The organism is Longimycelium tulufanense, from assembly GCF_014645795.1.
Classification (GTDB): domain Bacteria; phylum Actinomycetota; class Actinomycetes; order Mycobacteriales; family Pseudonocardiaceae; genus Longimycelium; species Longimycelium tulufanense.
On record NZ_BMMK01000004.1, the window covers coordinates 177,455 to 194,984 of the forward strand.

The following is a 17,530-nucleotide window of genomic DNA, read 5'->3' on the forward strand; positions in this document are numbered from 1 at the left end:
CAGGAGGGAACGACGGTGCGACGGACAGCCCTCGCCACAGTTCTGGCCGCCGGCCTGGCCGGCGCGATGTTCCTCACCGCCTGCGGTGGTTCCTCGGGCGGCAATGCCGACCCCGGCACAGTCGTCTTCTGGGACACCAGCGGCCCCAACGAGCACCCGGTGTTCAAGCGGCTCGCCGAGCAGTGCGCCACCGAGGGCGGCTACCGGGTGCAGGTGGAGCAGGTCGCGTTCGACCAGGCACGCAACAACTACAAGAACGCGGCCCAGGGCGGTCAGGGGCCGGACGTGTTCCGCGCGGAGGTCGCCTGGGTGGCCGAGTTGGCGAAGAACGGCCTGATCATGGACCTCTCGCAGACGAACCTGGCCCACGACACCGCGGATTATCTGGAAGTTCCGCTCAGCTCGACGAGGTACGAGGGCAAGACCTACGGCATCCCTCAGGTGACCGACGCGCTCGCGCTGTTCTACAACAAGAAGACGCTCGCGGATTCCGGGGTGGAGCCGCCGAAGACCTGGGACGAGGTCAAGGACATCGCGCCGAAGCTGGGCGGTACCAAGGCGTTGTTCCTCAACAATGACGGCTACTACGCGCTGCCGTTCCTCTACGGCGAGGGTGGCGATCTGCTCGACACCCAGAACAAGAAGATCACGGTCAACGCCGAGCAGGCTGTACAAGGTGTGCGGACGGCCAAGGAGTTGTTGGACGCCGGGGCGGCGAACACCGCTCTGGACCGCACCAACTCCTACGCAAACATGCAGGCGGCCTTCACCTCGGGTGAGACCGCGATGGTGATCAACGGGCCGTGGGCCGTCGCGGACTACCTCAGGGGAGACGCTTTCAAGGACGACCCGGACAACCTTGGCATCGCCCTGGTTCCCGGCCCCGCCGAGGGGAAGAGCAGTTCCCCCGTGGGGGGCCACAACTACGTGATCCGGCAGGGCACCGGGGCCAAGGACGCCGCGCAGCAGTTCATCCGGTGCATGAGCAGCAGTGAGTCTCAGGTGACCGTCGCCAAGGAGCTTGGCCTGCTGCCGACCCGGAAGTCGGCGCTGGAGCATCCCGAGGTCAAGGCACAGCCGGTGGTCGCCGCTTTCGCCCCGGTCCTCGAGCGGGCACACGCGCGGCCCTGGATCCCCGAGGGTGGCCAGCTCTTCGACCCGCTCAACATCGCCTACTCGGACGTCCTGTCGGGCAAGAAGGATGCCAGGACCGCGTTGGACGAGGTCGCGAGGATCTACAAGGAACAGATCATCACCGGGTACGCGCAGGGCTGACGCCGCCAGGGCTGGGCCGGGCAACCCGTATCCCGGCCCAGGCCCGCGGACGGGAGGGATCCGGATGCGAGCGTTCCTGGTCAGGCACTGGTATGCCTACGCGATGGTGCTGCCGGTCGTGATCGTGGTCGGCGTGCTGGTGTTGTTTCCGCTGGCACAGGGTATTTACTTCACGCTCACCAACATCAACGAGGCGAACATCGCGAACCCGGTGCTCGACCGGCCAGCGAGCTACGAGTTCGTAGGGTTGCAGAATTACCTGCACGTGCTGTCGGGTAGCGAGTCCTACGGAGCGTTCTGGTCCACTCTCGTTCGCACCCTGATCTGGACCTTCGGCTGTGTCTTCTTCCACTACGTGGTCGGGCTGGGGCTCGCGCTACTGATCAACCGACCCGTGCGGATGCGGGGGCTGTACCGGGTGCTGCTGATCCTGCCGTGGGCGGTTCCGCCGTTCATCAGCGTGTTCGCGTGGCGATACCTGTTCAACTCCCAGTATGGGATCTTGAACCAGGGACTGGCCACACTCGGCCTGCCCACTCCGGTCTGGCTCGGGCAGTCGGACCTCGCCTTGTTCTCGGTGATGGTCATCAACATCTGGCTGGGTGTGCCGTTCATGATGGTGACACTGCTCGGTGGCCTGCAGTCGATCCCGCACGAGCTCTACGAGGCCGCGGAGATGGACGGCGCCAGCCCGTGGCAACGGTTCCGGAACGTGACGTTGCCCGGACTGCGCTCGGTGTCGAGCACGGTGATCCTGCTGGGCGTCATCTGGACCTTCAACCTGTTCCACGTCATCTACCTGACGGCCGGCCAGAACCCGCACACCCGGATTCTCGTGACCTACGCGTTCGAGCGCTTCTTCTCCGGTGCCACAAGGGACTACGCCGTGGCCTCCACCTACGGGGTGTTGATCCTCTCACTGCTGCTGGTGTTCGTGATGTTCTACCGCCGGGCAATGCGCCGGCAGGGGGAGGTGTGGTGATAACTGCCAACGCGGCGGCAGTGTCCGCCACGAGAGGCGGCGCGGCTCTGGCAAAACTGGCGCTACGTCGGGGAGAACGCTCGTTACTGGCCAGCATCGGACTACACGGAGCATTGATCTCGGCGTCGTTCGTCTCGGTGTTCCCGATCTTCTGGGTACTCGTCACATCGTTCAAGCCGGACACCAAAGCCATCAGCCCGCAACCGAAGCTGCTCGATGAGTCCAATATAGACAATTATCTCAACGTGCTTTCCGGAGCGAAGGGCGACTTCCTCGGCTGGTTCGGCAACTCGGTGCTCATCGCCGGGCTCACCACGGCTCTCGCGGTCTTCGTCGCGGCCAGCACAGGCTATGCGTTGAGCCGCTTCCGCTTCCCGGGACGCCGGAGCCTGCTGCTCGGTTTCCTGGCGATACAGATGTTCCCGTTCGCGGTGTTGATCGTGCCGTTGTACAACCTCCTACTGGGCCTGGGCCTGCAGGGCAGGGCGCTCGGTCTGGTGCTCGTGTACTGCTCCACGACCGTCCCCTTCTGCACCTACATGCTCAAGGGGTACTTCGACACGGTGCCGACGGACATCGACGAGGCGGGCCGGATGGACGGCCTGTCACCGTTCGGCGTCTTCTGGCGCCTGGTGCTCCCGCTTGCCAAGCCGGGCCTGGCGGTGACCGCCTTCTACGCCTTCGTCACGGCCTGGGGTGAGGTGGCGTTCGCGTCGGCGTTCCTGTCGGCAGCGGACGAGTCCAAGACACTCGCCGTCGGGCTGCAGGTGTTCATCCAGCAGAACCGCACCGAGTGGGGCCACCTGTCGGCAGCGTCGATCCTGGTCGCGCTGCCCGCGGTGGCCGTCTTCTACCTGGTGCAGCGGTTCCTGGTCGGTGGCCTGTCGGCGGGCGCGGTGAAGGGCTGACCCACCGTTTGGTCTACACCAATTTGTGTCCCTCGAAGGGCTGACGGGACCCCCTTTCCCGGCTACCGTGCCCCTACAGCCGCCGTTGGAGCTGCACCACATCGCGAAGGGACGTGACATGGCCGAGGTCGCCTACGTCAACGCTTCCCGGGTGTTCCCCGGTAACCCGCCGGTCCGGGCCGTGGACAACCTGGAGCTGGCGGTCGCCGACGGGGAGTTCCTGGTGCTGGTGGGCCCCTCCGGCTCGGGCAAGTCGACCGCGCTGCGCATGCTGGCCGGGCTGGAGGACGTCGACGAGGGCACGATCTCGATCGGCGGCCGCGACGTCACCAACGTCCCGCCGAAGGGCCGGGACATCGCCATGGTGTTCCAGTCCTACGCCCTCTACCCGCACATGACGGTGGCGGAGAACATGGGCTTCGCGTTGAAGCTGCGCGGCGTGCCCAGGACCAGGATCAAGGAGAAGGTGGGCGAGGCCGCCCGGATGCTCGACCTGGAGAAGTTCCTGGACCGCAAGCCGAAGGCGCTCTCCGGCGGGCAGCGGCAGCGGGTGGCGATGGGCCGGGCGATCGTGCGCGAGCCCAGCGTGTTCCTGATGGACGAGCCGTTGTCCAACCTCGACGCGAAGCTGCGGGTGGAGACCCGCGCGAACATCGCCGCCCTGCAGCAGCGGCTCGGCACGACCACCATCTACGTGACCCACGACCAGGTCGAGGCGATGACCATGGGGCACCGGGTCGCCGTGCTCAAGGACGGTGTGCTGCAGCAGTGCGCCTCGCCGCGCGAGCTCTACGAGCGGCCGGCCAACGCCTTCGTCGCGGGCTTCATCGGCTCCCCCGCCATGAACCTCAAGACCGTGCCGCTCACCGGGGAGGGCGCCCAGCTCGACGGCGTCGTCGTGCCGCTGCCGCGGGAGGTCCTGGACGCGGTCGCGGCCGAACGGCTCACCGAGATCACCTTTGGTGTTCGCCCGGAGTCGCTGCGGCTGGTCGGCGCGGACGAGGGGGACGCCGTGGGCAGGGCGTTCGAACTGACCGTCGAGTTGGTCGAGGAGCTGGGCGCGGACGCCTACGTCTACGGCAGTGCCCGGGTCGGTGACCGGCCGGAGCGGTTCATCGTCCGGGTCGACGGCCGCACCCCGCCGGCCTTCGGGCAGCGGGTCCGGGTCGCGGTCCGGGACCTGGACGAGGTGCACGTCTTCCATCCCGAGACCGGGGAGCGGTTGTCCGGCTGACGGACGACGACGCGGCACGGCCCTCGCCCGACCGGCGGGGGCCGTGCCTTTTTCTGGGGACAGGCGATCACCCGATCGGGGTTGCTAAGCTGAAGTCGACAACCGTTTCCATTACTGGCTGACGCCCGTCTCCACGAGGAGTTGCCTCGATGTCCGTCCGCTTCGCACGGTCCGGCGGCCTGCTCGCCGGCGCGGCCGCCACCGCCCTCGTGCTCGGTGCCTGCGGCTCCGGCCCCACCACCGACGGCGACAGGGTGCGCGTCGTCGCCTCCACCAACGTCTGGGGCAGCGTGGTTCGGGCGGTGGGCGGTGACGCGGTCGAGGTGAGGTCCATCCTCGACAGCCCCGAGGTCGACCCGCACTCCTACGAGAGCACCCCGTCCGACGCCGCCGAGGTCAGCGACGCCCAGCTCGTGGTCTACAACGGCGGCGGCTACGACCCGTTCGTCGACAAGATCCTGTCCTCCTCCGCCGGAGGTGACCGGCGCACGGTGGAAGCCGTCAAGGCCGCCGACATCACGCAGACCGTTGCTGCCGCGCCGAGCGCCGCCCCCAGCGACACACCCGATGGGCACGGGCACCGGGACGAACACGGCGACGAGCACAAGGAACGGCAGGAGGCCGCGGCGCACGAGGCCGAGCACGACCATGATCACGGTGTGAACGAGCACGTGTGGTACGACGTGCACGCCGTGGGGCACGTGGCGGAGCAGGTCGCCGGCCGGCTCGGCGAGATCAAGGCCGACAGGAAGGACGAGTTCCGGCGCAATGCCGAGCGGCTTGTCGGTGAGCTGCGCAAGCTCGACGCCAAGATCGAGGACCTCGCCGGAAGCTATGGCGGCACCAAGATACTGGTCACCGAGCCGATCGCCTTCTATTTGGTGCGGCAGGCCAAGCTCGATGACGTTACGCCGCAGGTGTTCGTCCGGGCGGTGGAGGAGGAGAACGACCCGCCAGCGGCCGCCATCGCCGAGGTGGAGCGGCTTGTCGCCAGCGGCGAGCCCCGTGTGCTGATCTACAACCCGCAGACCGAGTCGGTGGTGACCCAGCAGGTCAGGGCGAAGGCGGAGGCGGCGAAGATCCCCGTCGTGCGGATGACCGAGACCCTGCCCGCGGGCAAGGATTACCTGTCGTGGATGTCGGGACAGGTGGACGACCTTGCTGCGGCGTTGAGGCAGCGATGAGTCAGGCACTCCAACAGGAACGCCACGTCGCGGCGCAATCGGCCGAACCGAGGGTCCGGCTTCGTTCCGCGCGACTGGCCTATGGCGAGCGGGTGTTGTGGGACGGCTTGGATCTCGACGTTGCCCCCGGCGAGTTCCTCGCCGTGCTCGGGCCCAACGGCTCCGGCAAGACCAGCCTGATGCGGGTGCTGCTCGGGCTGCAGCCGCTCAGCGCCGGTTCCGCGGAGATCGGTGGGGAGCCGGTACAGCGCGGAAGCCGGCGGATCGGTTACGTGCCCCAGCAGCGGGCCGTCGACGTGACGGTCGCCGTCCGGGGCCGGGATTTGGTGGGGCTGGGCTGGGACGGCCACCACTGGGGTCTCGGGCTACGCGGGCGGCGGGAGCGCCGACAGCGGGTGGACGCCGCGTTGGCGGCGGTGGGCGCCGCCGGGTACTCCGACCGTCCTGTCGGCCTGCTGTCGGGCGGTGAACAGCAGCGGCTGCGGGTGGCCCAAGCCCTGGTGAGTGACCCGGACGTGCTGCTGTGTGACGAGCCGTTGCTGTCGCTCGACCTCGCCCACCAGCGGATGGTCAGCGAACTGATCGCCCGGCACGCCCGCGGGCGGGAAGCGGCGGTGCTCTTCGTGACGCACGAGATCAACCCCGTGCTGCCCCTCGTGGATCGGGTGCTCTACCTGGTCAACGGCAAGTTTCGGGTCGGACGGCCGGAGGAGGTCATGACCTCGGCGACGTTGACGGAGCTCTACGGCACGCCGGTGGAGGTGGTGCGGGTCGGTGACCGGATCGTGGTGGCCGGCGCGGAGGCGGTCAACAACGGCGTGCACCACCACGTGGAGGGACAGCCGTGACCACTCCTTCTCCGCGATTCACCGCTGACGCGGGCGCGCGTGGGCCCGGCGAGTCCTGGGAGCGCGCATGACCGGGCTGTTCGACTTCACCAAGACCGGCTACCTGCTGGGGCACGACTTCGTCCAGCACGCGCTGCTGGCCGCGGCAGTGCTCGGGGTGGTCTCCGGTGTGCTCGCGCCGCTGGTGGTCGCGCGCCGGATGTCGTTCGCGGTGCACGGCACCGCCGAGCTGGCGTTCACCGGCGCGGCTGCCGCGTTGCTGCTCGGCGCGAGTGTGGGAGCCGGGGCGCTGGCGGGTGCGATCGTCGCCGCGTTGCTGCTCGGGCTGCTCGGCCTGCGCGACGGGGACCGTGACTCGGTGATCGGCGCGGTGCTGGCGTTCGGTCTGGGCCTCGGCGTGTTCTTCCTGTGGCTGTACCCGGGGCGGGCACGCAACGGGTTGAGCCTGCTGGTCGGGCAGGTGGTCGCGATCGACTCGACCGACCTGACGTTACTGGCCGGCTCTGCCGTCGCCGTGCTGGTGGTGATGGCGATGATCTACCGGCCGCTGCTGTTCGCGAGCGTCGATCAGGATGTGGCGGTCGCACGGGGTGTGCCGGTGCGGGTGCTGTCGCCGCTGTTCGCCGTGTTGCTGGGTGTCGCGACCGCGCTCGGGGTGCAGACCGTCGGCGCGTTGCTGGTCATGGCACTGATGGTCACCCCGGGGGCGGCCGCGGTGCGGGTCACCTCGAACCCGGCGCTGACCATCCTGCTCGCGGTGATCTTCGCCGAGGTCGCCGCCGTCGGTGGGATCGTGCTCTCGCTGGCGCCGGGTGCGCCCGTCAGCACGTTCGTCACCGCGATCTCGTTCTCGATCTACCTGGCCTGCCGGTTGGCCGGCCGGTCCCGGCTCCGCCGCCTCCGCGTCTGAGGAAGTACGCGGGTGGCCCCTGGCCTGGACCGTGCTGCGCGAGGTGGGCGGTAGACCGCCGAGATCAAGTGACCAAGTGGGCGGGCCTGGCGCTGTCCACGAGCGCTCTGAGAACTCGCCCGGTCCGGTACCTGGCCCAGCGGAGAATGGGGACGTGCGTCCGGAGATCACTGCCGCCCTGGCGGTGGCGGCCGACCACGGTCTGGCTGTCACCGAGCCGGTGGTGCTGGCCGAGAGGTCGAACCTGGTTATCCACCTGCGCCCGTATCCGGTGGTCGCGCGGGTGGCGACGAGGACCGCGGCAGCACGCCCGAACGGCGCCGAGGACTGGCTGCGTCGAGAGGTCGCGCTCCTCGCGCACCTGCGTGGCCGGCACGCGGTTCCGCCCGTCGACCTGCTGCCTCCGGGCCCGCACACGCGCCACGGGTTCCGGATGGTCTTCGCCGGATTTGTTGATCATCGGGTGAGCGAGCCCGATCCACGTGCTCTGGGCCGCTCGCTCCGGGAGCTCCATGTGGCGCTGGCGGACTACCGCGGAGACCTGCCGGAACTCGGCCTCATCACCGAGGCGGGCACCTGGCTTGGTCAGGTCGACCCGCACCGGCACGAGCTCAGCGCCCTGCGGGAGGAGCACGCGGAGATCGTGGAGCGACTGCGAAAGATCGCACCCCCGTTCCAGGCTCTGCATGGTGATGCGCACGCAGGGAACGTCTTGCCGACGGCGGACGGGCCACGGTGGACCGACTTCGAGGACTCCTTCCGCGGGCCCGTCGAATGGGACGTGGCGTGTCTGATTACCAAGACGTTGGTGACCGGATGGGGCGAGCGGGGGCTCAACGACGTCGGCGCCGTACTCCGCGGCTACGGACTCGACGGGAGGGGTCCGCTGCTTGATCTGATGGTTCGCGCGCGTGCCCTCGTCGGCGTCGCGTGGCTCCTGCGACGTGCTATCACGGACCCGGATGCGCACCGGCGAGCCCGCCCTTGGATTGACTGGATCGTACGGTGAGCGGTGCCAGCGTTGCTGTAGCAGGATGAAGCGGCTTGAGGGGGTACCGGGGGTTTGATTTCGGTGGTTTGGTGTTCTCCGCTGCGGGGCAATCAAACCGGGAACGGACCTGCGTCGTGGGTCGCGGCCCCGCGTCGTCTTGCGGAACCACCAGCTGGCTGTAACAAAGCACACCCGCGTGGGTAACAGGCGGCGGTTAGGCTCCAGTGGGGACGACGAGAGGGAGGCTGGGTGTTCTACCGGTTGCTGAAGTTCGTGCTCGGCGCGATCGTCCGCGGGCTGTACCGGCCCCGGGTCGAGGGCCTGGAGAACGTGCCGGCCAAAGGTCCGGTCATCCTCGCCGCGAACCACCTGGCGGTCATCGACAGCTTCGTCATCCCCCTCGTGATGCCGCGACGTGTCACCTTCCTGGCCAAGGCCGAGTACTTCACCGAGCGTGGGCTCAAGGGCCGGATCAAGCGGTGGTGGTTCACCACCATCGGCGCGGTCCCCGTCGAGCGGGGCAACGGCCGCGCCGCCCGTGACTCGCTGGACACCGCCCTGGAACTCCTGCGCGAGGGATGCGCCTTCGGCATCCACCCCGAAGGCACCCGCTCCCGCGACGGACACCTGCACCGCGGCCACGTCGGCGTCGCCCGACTCGCCCTCAGCTCCGGCGCGCCCGTGGTGCCGGTCGGCCTGATCGGCACCGACGAGCTCCAGCCCGTCGGCAAGAAGCTTCCCCGCATCCGCCCCGTCACCATCCGCTTTGGCAAGCCGCTGGACTTCAGCCGCTACGACGGGCTCGGCAGCAACCTCCCCATGCTCCGGTCGATCACCGACCAGGTGATGTACGCGATCCTCGAACTGTCCGACCAGGAGTACGTCGACAGCTACGCGAAGCGCCCCGAAGCCGCGTAACCGGGGGCCACTCGCCCGGCCACGTAGCTCACACTCATCCGACTGGGAGTAGCGCGTCACCCCGTGCTAGGGTTTCCCTCGTTGCGGCCCCGTCGTCTAGCGGCCTAGGACGCCGCCCTCTCAAGGCGGTAGCGCGGGTTCAAATCCCGTCGGGGCTACAGAGGTGGGAGAGGCTCGTCTTGCGGTGCAAGACGGGCCTCTTTCGCATTNNGGGGCACGCCCCCGGACCCCCGATCCGGCGCCGCGGCTTCGCCGGCGACGCCGGCCTCCGGGCGCGGGCTTCGCCCGCGGCGGGGGTTGTGGGTGGGCTGTGGCGCTTCGCGCACAGCCCCGGAGAGCTTCCCGTCGCACTTGGGCAGCAGGGTCCGGAACATGGTGGTCACCGGTGGGTGCGCCGTGGCGCTACGTGCACGGTAACTGGGAAGCAGCCTGGTCACTTTGGTGGTGGGTGGGAATTTGGCTTTGCTTGCTGGGACTCGGGTTGGCGGTGCCGGGCGCTGGGGAGGCAGGTCCTTTTGGGGCTGTAACCGGATTCACAGCCCACATCTTTCTGTTCGCTCCCTGGGGCGGTGATTCGGAGCTAGGTTTCTGGTGTCGCGGACTTCAGGGAGGTCGCGGTGAAGGAGTGTTGCGCTCTCGAGAAGGACACCGGTCGGGGCGTGCTGTCGCAGCAGCTGGGTGAGGCTTGGCGGGCGGCGCAGGTCAGCGGGCTGCCGGCCGAGACGTTCCGGGTCGTCTACACGCTGTTGCCGAGGAGTTCCTTTCGTCGCTGAGGAGCAGGCCGGCGGTGGGGCCGCAGGCGAGTGCACAGGCGGCCAGGCCGGCGACGCCGGCACGCACTCGGGACGTGGCGTGGCTACTTCTTGATTATCAGGGTGATGACCGCGGCCGCGGCGGAGAGAGCCCGGCCAGGGCGGAGAAGCTCGCTGCCTGCGCGCCGCAACCGTTGACGAGTCGGGTTATCAGGCGCCCCAGAGCTGTCGTTTGACCGTCAGCCTGAACTTCTGCCACTTGTGCTCATGAATGTGGCAGTTCCATCAGTAGGCAGCTGGCGTTGTTGCGACAGAACTGGTTCTTCCATGTCCCGGCCCTGCACCAGACGGGCGCCTGGAAGAGGAAGTGCTGGAACGCGAGGCCGGAGAGCGCGCCGCGGATCCCTGGTGGGACGTTTCCCCGTCGCGCCGTAACGGACGGTCGGGAACCACAGCATCTCAAGATCGGCCCCATGCGAGCTGACTGCGCAGGCGCCGCATCGAAGATCCGAAAGCTTGATCGAAACTGCCCGGAGCGGGGCGGGGCCCGGTGCGTCTTCGGGGCGGGATGGCGGGCGGTGTGGCAGGTTCTGTCACACCGCCCGCCCCGCGAAGCGGATCAGACTCGGCTGGCCCGGCGGCGACGGCGGGCCACTTCGGCGAGGACGACGCCGGCCGCGACAGAGGCGTTGAGGGACTCGATGCCGGCCGCCATCGGGATGGAGACGGTCTGGTCGCAGGTCTCGCGCACCAGCCGGGACAGGCCGCGTCCCTCCGAGCCGACGACGACCACCAGCGGGCCGGTCGCCAGGTCCAGCTCGTCGACGGTTGCCGTGCCGTCGGCGTCCAGGCCGACGAGCATCAGGCCCTTCGACGCCCAGTCCTTCAGTGTGCGGGTGAGGTTGGTGGCGCGCGCGATCGGCAGCTTGGCCGCGGTGCCCGCGCTGGTCCGCCAGGCCACCGCGGTCATGCCCGCACTGCGCCGCTGCGGCACCACGACGCCGTGCGCGCCAAAGGCGGCCGCGGAGCGGATGACGGCGCCCAGGTTGCGCGGGTCGGTCACCCCGTCGAGCGCCACGAGCAGCGGCGGCTCGCCGGAGCCGTCGGCGGCCATCAGCAGGTCGTCCGGGTGGGCGTAGGAGAACGGCGGCACCTGCAGGGCCAAGCCCTGGTGGATGGCGCCGTCGGTGATCCGGTCCAGTTCCTGGCGCGACACCTCCAGCACCGACACGCCCCGGTCGGCAGCCATCCGGATCGCCTCGGTCACCCGGTCGTCCACGTCGATGCCCAGCGCCACGTACAGCGCGGTCGAGGGCACCTGCGCCCGCAGGCATTCCACGACCGGGTTGCGGCCGGCCACGTGCTCGGGCGCACTCTCCTCGGCGCGGCGCTTCTTGTCCCGCTGCTCGGCCTGCCGGGCCGCGGCGGCGGCCCGTCGGTACGCGGGGTGGCCGGGCCGCATCTCGGCCGGCGGCGTCGGGCCCTTGCCGCGCAGGCCGCGGCGGCGCTGCCCGCCGGACCCGACAACCGCGCCCTTCTTGGTCCCGGCCTTGCGGATCGCGCCCTTGCGCTTGGAGTTACCGGCCATCAGGAGTCCTTGAGTGTCCACATCGGGCCGTCGGGGGTGTCCTCGACGGCAACGCCCACGGTGAGCAGGCGGTCGCGGATCGCGTCCGCGGCGGCGAAGTCACGCGCCTTGCGGGCGCGCTGGCGCTCCGCCAGCAGCTCCTCCACGAGCGCGGTGAGCGCCCGCCTCGGTCCCTCGTCCACAGTGGACTTCTCGGCCCACCGGTCGGACAGCGGGTCCAGCCCGAGCACGTCCATCATGGACCGCACCGAGCCGGCCGCGGACAATGCGGCCGAGCGGTTGCCGGAGTCGAGCGCGGTGTTGCCCTCGCGCACGGTGTTGTGCACGGCGGCCAGTGCGCCCGGGGTCCCCAGGTCGTCGTCCATCGCGGTGGCGAAGTCCGCGCACAGCGGACCCGGCTCGGGAACACCGACCCGCTCCACCACCCGGCGCAGGAACGACTCGACCCTGCGGTAGGCGGCCACCGCCTCCTGCAGCGCGGGTTCGGAGTACTCGATCGTCGAGCGGTAGTGCGCCGATACAAGGTAGTAGCGTAGCTCGGGTGCGCGCACCCGCCGCAGCATCGCCGGGATCGACACCACGTTGCCCAGCGACTTGGACATCTTCTCGCCGCTCATGGTCACCCAGGCGTTGTGCACCCAGTACCGGGCGAAGGGGTCGCCGGCGGCGCGCGACTGCGCCTGCTCGTTCTCGTGGTGTGGAAAGACGAGGTCGAGCCCGCCGCCATGGATGTCGAACTCGGCACCCAGATAGGTGGTGGCCATGGCCGAGCACTCCAGGTGCCAGCCCGGCCGGCCGGGTCCCCACGGGGTCGGCCAGGACGGCTCACCGGGCTTGGCGGCCTTCCACAGCGTGAAGTCGCGCGGGTCCCGCTTGCCGGTGGCGGCCGTCTCGCCCTGCTGGACCTCGTCCATCCGTTGCCGGGACAGCACCCCGTACTCGGGGAAGCTTCCGACCGAGAAGTAGACGTTGCCGTCGGCGGCGTAGGCGTGGCCGCGGTCGACCAGCCGCCGCATCAGGTCGATCATCTGCGTGACGTGCCCGGTGGCACGCGGTTCGATCGAGGACGGAAGGCAGCCCAGCGCCTCGTAAGCGTTGAGGAACGCGCGCTCGTGCTCGGCGGCCCACTCCCACCAGGGGCGGCCCGCGGCGGCCGCCTTGGTCAGGATCTTGTCGTCGATGTCGGTGACGTTACGGACGAAGATGACCTCGTTGCCTTGGTGAGCCAGCCAACGGCGCAACACGTCGAAGTTCAGGGCACTGCGCACGTGACCGATGTGGGGCACACCTTGGACGGTGGCGCCACACAGGTAGATCGACACCGTTCCGCTACGCAGGGGAACGAAGTCCCGCAGGCTCCTGGTCGCGGTGTCGTATAGGCGCAGGCTCACTCTCTTGATGGTACGGGGCGGCGCTTACTCCGCGAACGTCCCCCGTGTCAACACCGCGAGGCGACGGGCGAAGCGAGCATCGCCACGCAGCGACAAGGCGCGCAGCGAAGCCCGGAGCCGGGCACTCCAACCAGGGGTGGTCAGCGCACGCCGTGCGCGGCGAGGGCGTCGAGTAGCGCGGTCGGCCGCTGGGCGGTGGGCAGCGGCTCCACGAACGCGACCCGAGAACCGACCTCGGCGGCGCCGCCGTCAGCCGTGACGCTGTCGCCGATCATCAACGCCTCCTCCGGCGCGACGCCCAGGCGACGGCAGGCAAGGCGGAACAGCTCGGGGTCGGGCTTGATCCGTCCCTCCACATAGGACAGGGCGAGGTCGTCGACCAGTTCCAGTGCGTCGTCCCGCTTCAGCGCCGTCCGGATGTCCCAAGGAATGTTGCTGATAATGCCGCTGCGGATGCCCGCGTCGCGCACCGTGCGCAGCGCCTGGACCGCATCCGGGTAGGGCCGCCAGTTGCCCGGGTCGACCAGCCGCGCGTAGAACGCTTCGGCGGTGTGGGCCGGCAGTCCGACCCGGTCGAACATCGCCAGGTGGACCTCGCGGTGCACGGCGGGGTCGAGATCGCGGCGCGCCCACGCGTCCTGCAGGTGGTCGGGCAGGCCGTCCAGCGGGCCGACCGGTGCGGTGAGCCGGCGGACCAGCTCCACCTCGTGCTCGCCGACGAGGTCCTCGCCGTCGACCAGGTCGGCGAGCCACGGGCCGTCCTTCTCGAGGCGGTAGAGCGTGCCGGAGAAGTCGAACAGCACGGCGCGGATCGTCACCCGGTCACGCTAACCGGCGCCGGGCCGCCGCCCCTCCACCAAGTGGTCCAGACCACAGATCCCGGGGTCCGGTGCCCGCGCCCCGATGATGCGGGCGTGCACCTCGGCCAGCACCTGGTCCGACACCCGGCGCCCGGTCCAGCGCCGCCCCATGGGTGAGCGGCGCGCCGCCCATCTCGGGATGAGATGCACGTGGAGGTGCATGACCACCTGGCCGGCCGCACGGCCGTTGCACTGCTGGATCTTCAGGCCGTGCGGGTGGAGCCGGTCGCGCAGCAGGTACGCGGTGCGGTGGCTTGCCTCGCCCAGGGCGCCGGCCTCGGCCGGGTCGAGGTCGAGCAGCGTGACCGCGTGCCTGCGGGGCACGACGAGGACGTGGCCCTCGTCGAGGGGGCTGCGGTCGAGGAAGGCGACGTGTCGCTCGTCCCGCCACACCACCCAGGCCGGCTCCGCGCCGGACACGATCCCGCAGAACACGCAGCCGGCCACCGCCTCACTCCACCACGTTGACCTTGTCGGGCGTGATCCGGATGACCAGCCAGGGCACCGAGTCGTCGATCTCGTAGGCGTCCTCGGGGTACTTCACCGCCAGCTTCCGCACCAGTTCCGCGGCACCGTCCGCGGTCACCTCGGCCCTGCCCCGCACCTCGGCGTACCGGTAGCGCAGCTGGGAGTCGACGATGCAGACCGTGGTCCGGGGATCGCGACGCACGTTGCGTCCCTTGTGCCGCCCCGCGATGGTGCCGATCAGCAGCTCGTCGCCGTCCCGTCCGACCCAGACCTGGCTGCTCTGCGGTGAGCCGTCGGCGTTCAACATCGTCAGCACCGCGTAGTTGGGGCCGTCGGCCAGGTCTCGCGCGGCGTCGGGGAGAACGGTCGACATGCCGGCAGCCTACGGACGGGTCCCGACACCGGCAGGGCGCCAGGCGGGCGGATCCCACGGATTCAGCCGACCGGGAGGAGCAGGGCGGTGGCCACCGCGGCCACGCCCTCCCCGCGGCCGGTCAGGCCGAGGCCGTCGGTGGTGGTGCCGGAGACCGAGACCGGGCCGCCGAGAGCGGCCGAGAGCGCCTGCTGGGCCTCGGCCCGTCGCGTGCCGATCTTCGGGGCGTTCCCGATCACCTGCACCGCGGCGTTGCCCAGCCGGAAACCGGCCGCCTCGACCCGCCGGCGCACCTCGGCGAGCAGGTCCACGCCGTGCGCACCGGACCACCGCGGGTCACCGGTGCCGAACACCGCGCCGAGATCGCCGAGCCCGGCGGCGGAGAGCACCGCGTCGCACAGCGCGTGCGCCGCGACGTCGCCGTCGGAGTGGCCGGCGCAGCCGTCGGCGTCCGGCCAGCGCAGGCCTGCCATCCAGCAGTCCCGACCGGCCTGGACCGGGTGCACGTCGGTGCCCACCCCGACGCGGGGAACGAGCGCCTCGGTCATGTCTCCTCCTGGCCGGTCCCGGCCGCGGCGAGCACCGCCTCGGCCACCGCGAGGTCGAACGGGGTGGTGATCTTCATGGCCAGGGGGTGGCCGGGCACCGTGGCCACGGTCTGGCCGAGCCGCTCGACCAGGCCGGCATCATCGGTGGCCGCCCCCTCGGCGGCCGCGTGCGCCCGCCGCAGGAGGTCGACGGTGAAGCCCTGCGGGGTCTGCACCGCGCGCAGCCGCGAGCGGTCCGGGGTGCCGACCACGTGGCCGGCCGCATCGACCCGCTTGATCGTGTCCGTCACCGGGAGCACCGGGATTACCGCGGGCGCGCCGGCCAGCACGGCGTCCACGACGGAGCGCACGACCGAGGCGGGGGTGAACGCGCGGGCGGCGTCGTGCACCAGGGCGACGTGGGCGTCGGGGGCGAAGGAGAGGGCCGCCTCGAGGGCACGGCGTACCGACTCGGTGCGATCCGGGCCGCCCGCGACCACGTGCACGGCCGCGCCCAGCGGGGTCAGCAGGGCGGCCACCGCGTCGAGGTGGTCGGGCGGGGCGGCGACCACCACGTGTCGCACGCTCCCGGCGGCGAGCAGGCCGCGGACCGCGTGCACGAGCAGGGGCTCCCCGTGCACCGGGACCAGGGCCTTGGGTGCCGCGGCACCGAGCCGTTCACCACGGCCGGCGGCGGGGACGAGTGCGACGACGCTCACAGTGGGGACCCGTTCCGGCATTCGTGACGCGCACGGGCGTGCCCGGGTGGTGGTCCCACCCGCCCACGCCCGCAACAGCAGCTCCAACCGACTCGAGCGCCCCCGTGGGGACGCTCGAGAAGTCAGGACGCGGTGGCGAGCACCTCGTCGAGGAGGGTCTCGGCCTTCTCCTCGTCGGTGCCCTCGGCCAGCGCGAGCTCGCTCACCAGGATCTGCCGGGCCTTGGCCAGCATGCGCTTCTCACCGGCGGACAGGCCGCGGTCCTTCTCCCGCCGCCACAGGTCACGCACCACCTCGGCCACCTTGTTGACGTCGCCGGAGGCGAGCTTCTCCAGGTTGGCCTTGTACCGCCGGGACCAGTTGGTCGGCTCCTCCGTGTGTGGAGCACGCAGGACCTCGAAGACCCGGTTCAAACCCTCCTGGCCCACCACGTCCCGCACACCGACGACCTCGGCGTTGTCGGCGGGAACTCGGACCGTGAGGTCACCCTGGGCGACCTTGAGGACGAGGTACTTCTTCTCCTCGCCCTTGATCACGCGGGTCTCGATTGCTTCGATGAGAGCGGCACCGTGGTGCGGGTAGACGACGGTCTCTCCGACCTTGAAAACCATGTGTCCTCTGCCCCTTTCGCTGCCTTACATCCTAGCATGACGAGCAATCCCCGTTCGACTGGCTAACGATGCGTAACCGCAGGTCAGCAGGGGAAAGGGGGGTTGACAAACGACCCGTTCGCGTGCCATGGCCGCCGCTTCGGGACCGTGTTGACCGTCCTTTGTGGACATTCATTCGGCACCGGCGGCGCACCCGATGCGCCGGCTGCGCCACCCCCGGCTAGGCTTCCCGATTGGCCGTGCGCCAACGGCCGACGTCAGCCTTTTCGCCAGGAGGGACCCGAAGGTGAGCCGCGAGCTTGTGCAGCCGAGGGCCGCGCGCATGCGTCAGGGCGCCGTCGCACTGGGTGTGGGTGCCGCGCTCCTCCTCGCCGGCTGCAGTGCCGGCCAGATCACGCAGACCGACACCCAGGTGGCGGCCGTGAACGGTGCCGCCATGACGCAGGGCGACATCGCGGTCCGTGACGCCCAGCTCGCCTACCCCAAGGACGGGGACTTCTACCCGCAGGGCGCGGACGCGCCGCTGATCGTCACGATCGTCAACACCGGCGACAATCCGGACAAGCTGGTCTCGGTGAGCAGCCCGGACGCCTCCGGCGTGCGAATCGAGGGCAGCACCGAGCTGCCCGGCCACTTCGCGCTGCGCACCCCGCTGACCGACCCGGACGACGCCGCGCGTCCCGGCCAGCCGGCCGGCTCCCCCTCGCCGTCCCCGGGCGCGCCGTCGCCGAGCCCGGCCGCCGGCAACAGGGTGAGCGAGCCCGGCAGGGTCGAGATCACCATCACCGGCCTGAAGTACGGCCTGCGCTCGGGCCAGACGCTCAGGCTGACGTTCCTGTTCCAGAACGCCGGCGAGATCACGATGGACGTGCCGATCGCCGCCCCTACCGCACCGCGGACCCGTGACGCAGGTCACGGTGGCGAGTCCTCGGGTGGCGGCGGTCACTGACCACAACGGACACCCGCTCCAGCATCATCGTCAACGCGGCCC

The 17,530-nt window shown here is 70.1% G+C and carries 19 protein-coding genes and 1 tRNA gene; 12 read left to right on the forward strand and 8 right to left on the reverse strand.

The genetic code is table 11. The features are described from left to right. The first annotated feature begins 15 nt into the window (after nt 1-15). The 11 genes from IEY55_RS06945 (at nt 16) to IEY55_RS06995 (ending at nt 10,023) form a co-directional block, all read left to right on the forward strand. Nucleotides 16-1,275: an extracellular solute-binding protein gene (locus tag IEY55_RS06945; protein ID WP_189055127.1), complete on the forward strand. Its 1,260-nt coding sequence runs from the start codon at nt 16-18 to the stop codon at nt 1,273-1,275. Between the two features lie 64 nt (nt 1,276-1,339). Continuing rightward, entirely contained in the window at nt 1,340-2,257 is a 918-nt protein-coding gene (locus IEY55_RS06950) for a carbohydrate ABC transporter permease (RefSeq protein WP_189055129.1), read from the forward strand. Between the two features lie 47 nt (nt 2,258-2,304). Then, nucleotides 2,305-3,165 (forward strand): sugar ABC transporter permease, encoded by an 861-nt coding sequence (locus IEY55_RS06955; protein WP_229686153.1) that lies wholly within the window; start codon nt 2,305-2,307, stop codon nt 3,163-3,165. Between the two features lie 118 nt (nt 3,166-3,283). Next, nucleotides 3,284-4,399, forward strand: a complete 1,116-nt coding sequence (locus tag IEY55_RS06960) for an ABC transporter ATP-binding protein (RefSeq protein WP_189055356.1) — start codon at nt 3,284-3,286, stop codon at nt 4,397-4,399. Nucleotides 4,400-4,548: 149 nt separating this feature from the next. Beyond that, on the forward strand, nt 4,549-5,583 hold the full coding sequence (locus tag IEY55_RS06965; protein ID WP_189055130.1) for a metal ABC transporter solute-binding protein, Zn/Mn family: 1,035 nt from the start codon (nt 4,549-4,551) through the stop codon (nt 5,581-5,583). After that, a complete protein-coding gene (locus IEY55_RS06970; RefSeq protein ID WP_189055132.1) occupies nt 5,580-6,431 on the forward strand; it encodes a metal ABC transporter ATP-binding protein in 852 nt (283 codons plus the stop codon). Before IEY55_RS06965 ends, IEY55_RS06970 begins: the two co-directional genes overlap by 4 nt. A 67-nt stretch (nt 6,432-6,498) precedes the next feature. Continuing rightward, nucleotides 6,499-7,341, forward strand: a complete 843-nt coding sequence (locus tag IEY55_RS06975) for a metal ABC transporter permease (RefSeq protein WP_189055134.1) — start codon at nt 6,499-6,501, stop codon at nt 7,339-7,341. A gap of 154 nt (nt 7,342-7,495) precedes the next feature. Continuing rightward, nucleotides 7,496-8,350 carry a phosphotransferase enzyme family protein gene (locus tag IEY55_RS06980; protein ID WP_189055136.1) on the forward strand — a complete coding sequence of 285 codons (855 nt, stop codon included), beginning with the start codon at nt 7,496-7,498 and terminating at the stop codon, nt 8,348-8,350. A 231-nt stretch (nt 8,351-8,581) separates the two neighbouring features. Next, on the forward strand, nt 8,582-9,250 hold the full coding sequence (locus IEY55_RS06985; RefSeq protein ID WP_189055138.1) for a lysophospholipid acyltransferase family protein: 669 nt from the start codon (nt 8,582-8,584) through the stop codon (nt 9,248-9,250). An 85-nt stretch (nt 9,251-9,335) separates the two neighbouring features. Then, nucleotides 9,336-9,408: transfer RNA gene (locus IEY55_RS06990), tRNA-Glu, on the forward strand. A 459-nt stretch (nt 9,409-9,867) separates the two neighbouring features. Further along, nucleotides 9,868-10,023: a hypothetical protein gene (locus tag IEY55_RS06995; RefSeq protein ID WP_189055140.1), complete on the forward strand. Its 156-nt coding sequence runs from the start codon at nt 9,868-9,870 to the stop codon at nt 10,021-10,023. A gap of 598 nt (nt 10,024-10,621) precedes the next feature. Here IEY55_RS06995 and rlmB read toward each other — a convergent pair. The 8 genes from rlmB to IEY55_RS07035 form a co-directional block, all read right to left on the reverse strand. Further along, entirely contained in the window at nt 10,622-11,590 is a 969-nt protein-coding gene (gene rlmB, locus IEY55_RS07000; RefSeq protein ID WP_189055142.1) for a 23S rRNA (guanosine(2251)-2'-O)-methyltransferase RlmB, read from the reverse strand. Beyond that, a complete protein-coding gene (gene cysS, locus IEY55_RS07005; RefSeq protein ID WP_189055144.1) occupies nt 11,590-12,981 on the reverse strand; it encodes a cysteine--tRNA ligase in 1,392 nt (463 codons plus the stop codon). Before cysS ends, rlmB begins: the two co-directional genes overlap by 1 nt. A 140-nt stretch (nt 12,982-13,121) precedes the next feature. Then, nucleotides 13,122-13,799: an HAD family hydrolase gene (locus IEY55_RS07010; protein WP_189055146.1), complete on the reverse strand. Its 678-nt coding sequence runs from the start codon at nt 13,797-13,799 to the stop codon at nt 13,122-13,124. A gap of 9 nt (nt 13,800-13,808) precedes the next feature. Next, nucleotides 13,809-14,288 (reverse strand): HIT family protein, encoded by a 480-nt coding sequence (locus IEY55_RS07015; RefSeq protein WP_189055148.1) that lies wholly within the window; start codon nt 14,286-14,288, stop codon nt 13,809-13,811. Nucleotides 14,289-14,292: 4 nt separating this feature from the next. Further along, on the reverse strand, nt 14,293-14,682 hold the full coding sequence (locus IEY55_RS07020) for a PPOX class F420-dependent oxidoreductase (protein ID WP_189055150.1): 390 nt from the start codon (nt 14,680-14,682) through the stop codon (nt 14,293-14,295). Between the two features lie 62 nt (nt 14,683-14,744). Further along, the gene (gene ispF, locus IEY55_RS07025) at nt 14,745-15,230 is read right to left on the reverse strand and encodes a 2-C-methyl-D-erythritol 2,4-cyclodiphosphate synthase (RefSeq protein ID WP_189055152.1); all 486 of its coding nucleotides are present in this window, start codon (nt 15,228-15,230) and stop codon (nt 14,745-14,747) included. After that, a complete protein-coding gene (gene ispD, locus IEY55_RS07030) occupies nt 15,227-15,928 on the reverse strand; it encodes a 2-C-methyl-D-erythritol 4-phosphate cytidylyltransferase (protein WP_189055154.1) in 702 nt (233 codons plus the stop codon). The genes ispF and ispD overlap by 4 nt, the downstream gene beginning before the upstream one ends. 122 nt (nt 15,929-16,050) lie before the next feature. Next, the gene (locus IEY55_RS07035) at nt 16,051-16,539 is read right to left on the reverse strand and encodes a CarD family transcriptional regulator (RefSeq protein ID WP_189055155.1); all 489 of its coding nucleotides are present in this window, start codon (nt 16,537-16,539) and stop codon (nt 16,051-16,053) included. A 286-nt stretch (nt 16,540-16,825) separates the two neighbouring features. Here IEY55_RS07035 and IEY55_RS07040 point away from each other — a divergent pair, with 286 nt between their 5' ends. Further along, nucleotides 16,826-17,488 (forward strand): copper chaperone PCu(A)C domain-containing protein, encoded by a 663-nt coding sequence (locus tag IEY55_RS07040; protein WP_189055157.1) that lies wholly within the window; start codon nt 16,826-16,828, stop codon nt 17,486-17,488. The last annotated feature ends 42 nt before the right edge of the window (nt 17,489-17,530 follow it).

Excerpts from the sequence above, each read along its gene's own strand:
- IEY55_RS07035 (WP_189055155.1), bottom strand. The coding sequence starts at position 16,539 with ATGGTTTTCAAGGTCGGAGAGACCGTCGTCTACCCGCACCACGGTGCC.
- rlmB (WP_189055142.1), bottom strand. The coding sequence starts at position 11,590 with ATGGCCGGTAACTCCAAGCGCAAGGGCGCGATCCGCAAGGCCGGGACC.
- IEY55_RS06960 (WP_189055356.1), top strand. The coding sequence starts at position 3,284 with ATGGCCGAGGTCGCCTACGTCAACGCTTCCCGGGTGTTCCCCGGTAAC.
- IEY55_RS06965 (WP_189055130.1), top strand. The coding sequence starts at position 4,549 with ATGTCCGTCCGCTTCGCACGGTCCGGCGGCCTGCTCGCCGGCGCGGCC.
- IEY55_RS06950 (WP_189055129.1), top strand. The coding sequence starts at position 1,340 with ATGCGAGCGTTCCTGGTCAGGCACTGGTATGCCTACGCGATGGTGCTG.
- ispF (WP_189055152.1), bottom strand. The coding sequence starts at position 15,230 with ATGACCGAGGCGCTCGTTCCCCGCGTCGGGGTGGGCACCGACGTGCAC.
- IEY55_RS06975 (WP_189055134.1), top strand. The coding sequence starts at position 6,499 with ATGACCGGGCTGTTCGACTTCACCAAGACCGGCTACCTGCTGGGGCAC.
- IEY55_RS07020 (WP_189055150.1), bottom strand. The coding sequence starts at position 14,682 with ATGTCGACCGTTCTCCCCGACGCCGCGCGAGACCTGGCCGACGGCCCC.
- IEY55_RS06970 (WP_189055132.1), top strand. The coding sequence starts at position 5,580 with ATGAGTCAGGCACTCCAACAGGAACGCCACGTCGCGGCGCAATCGGCC.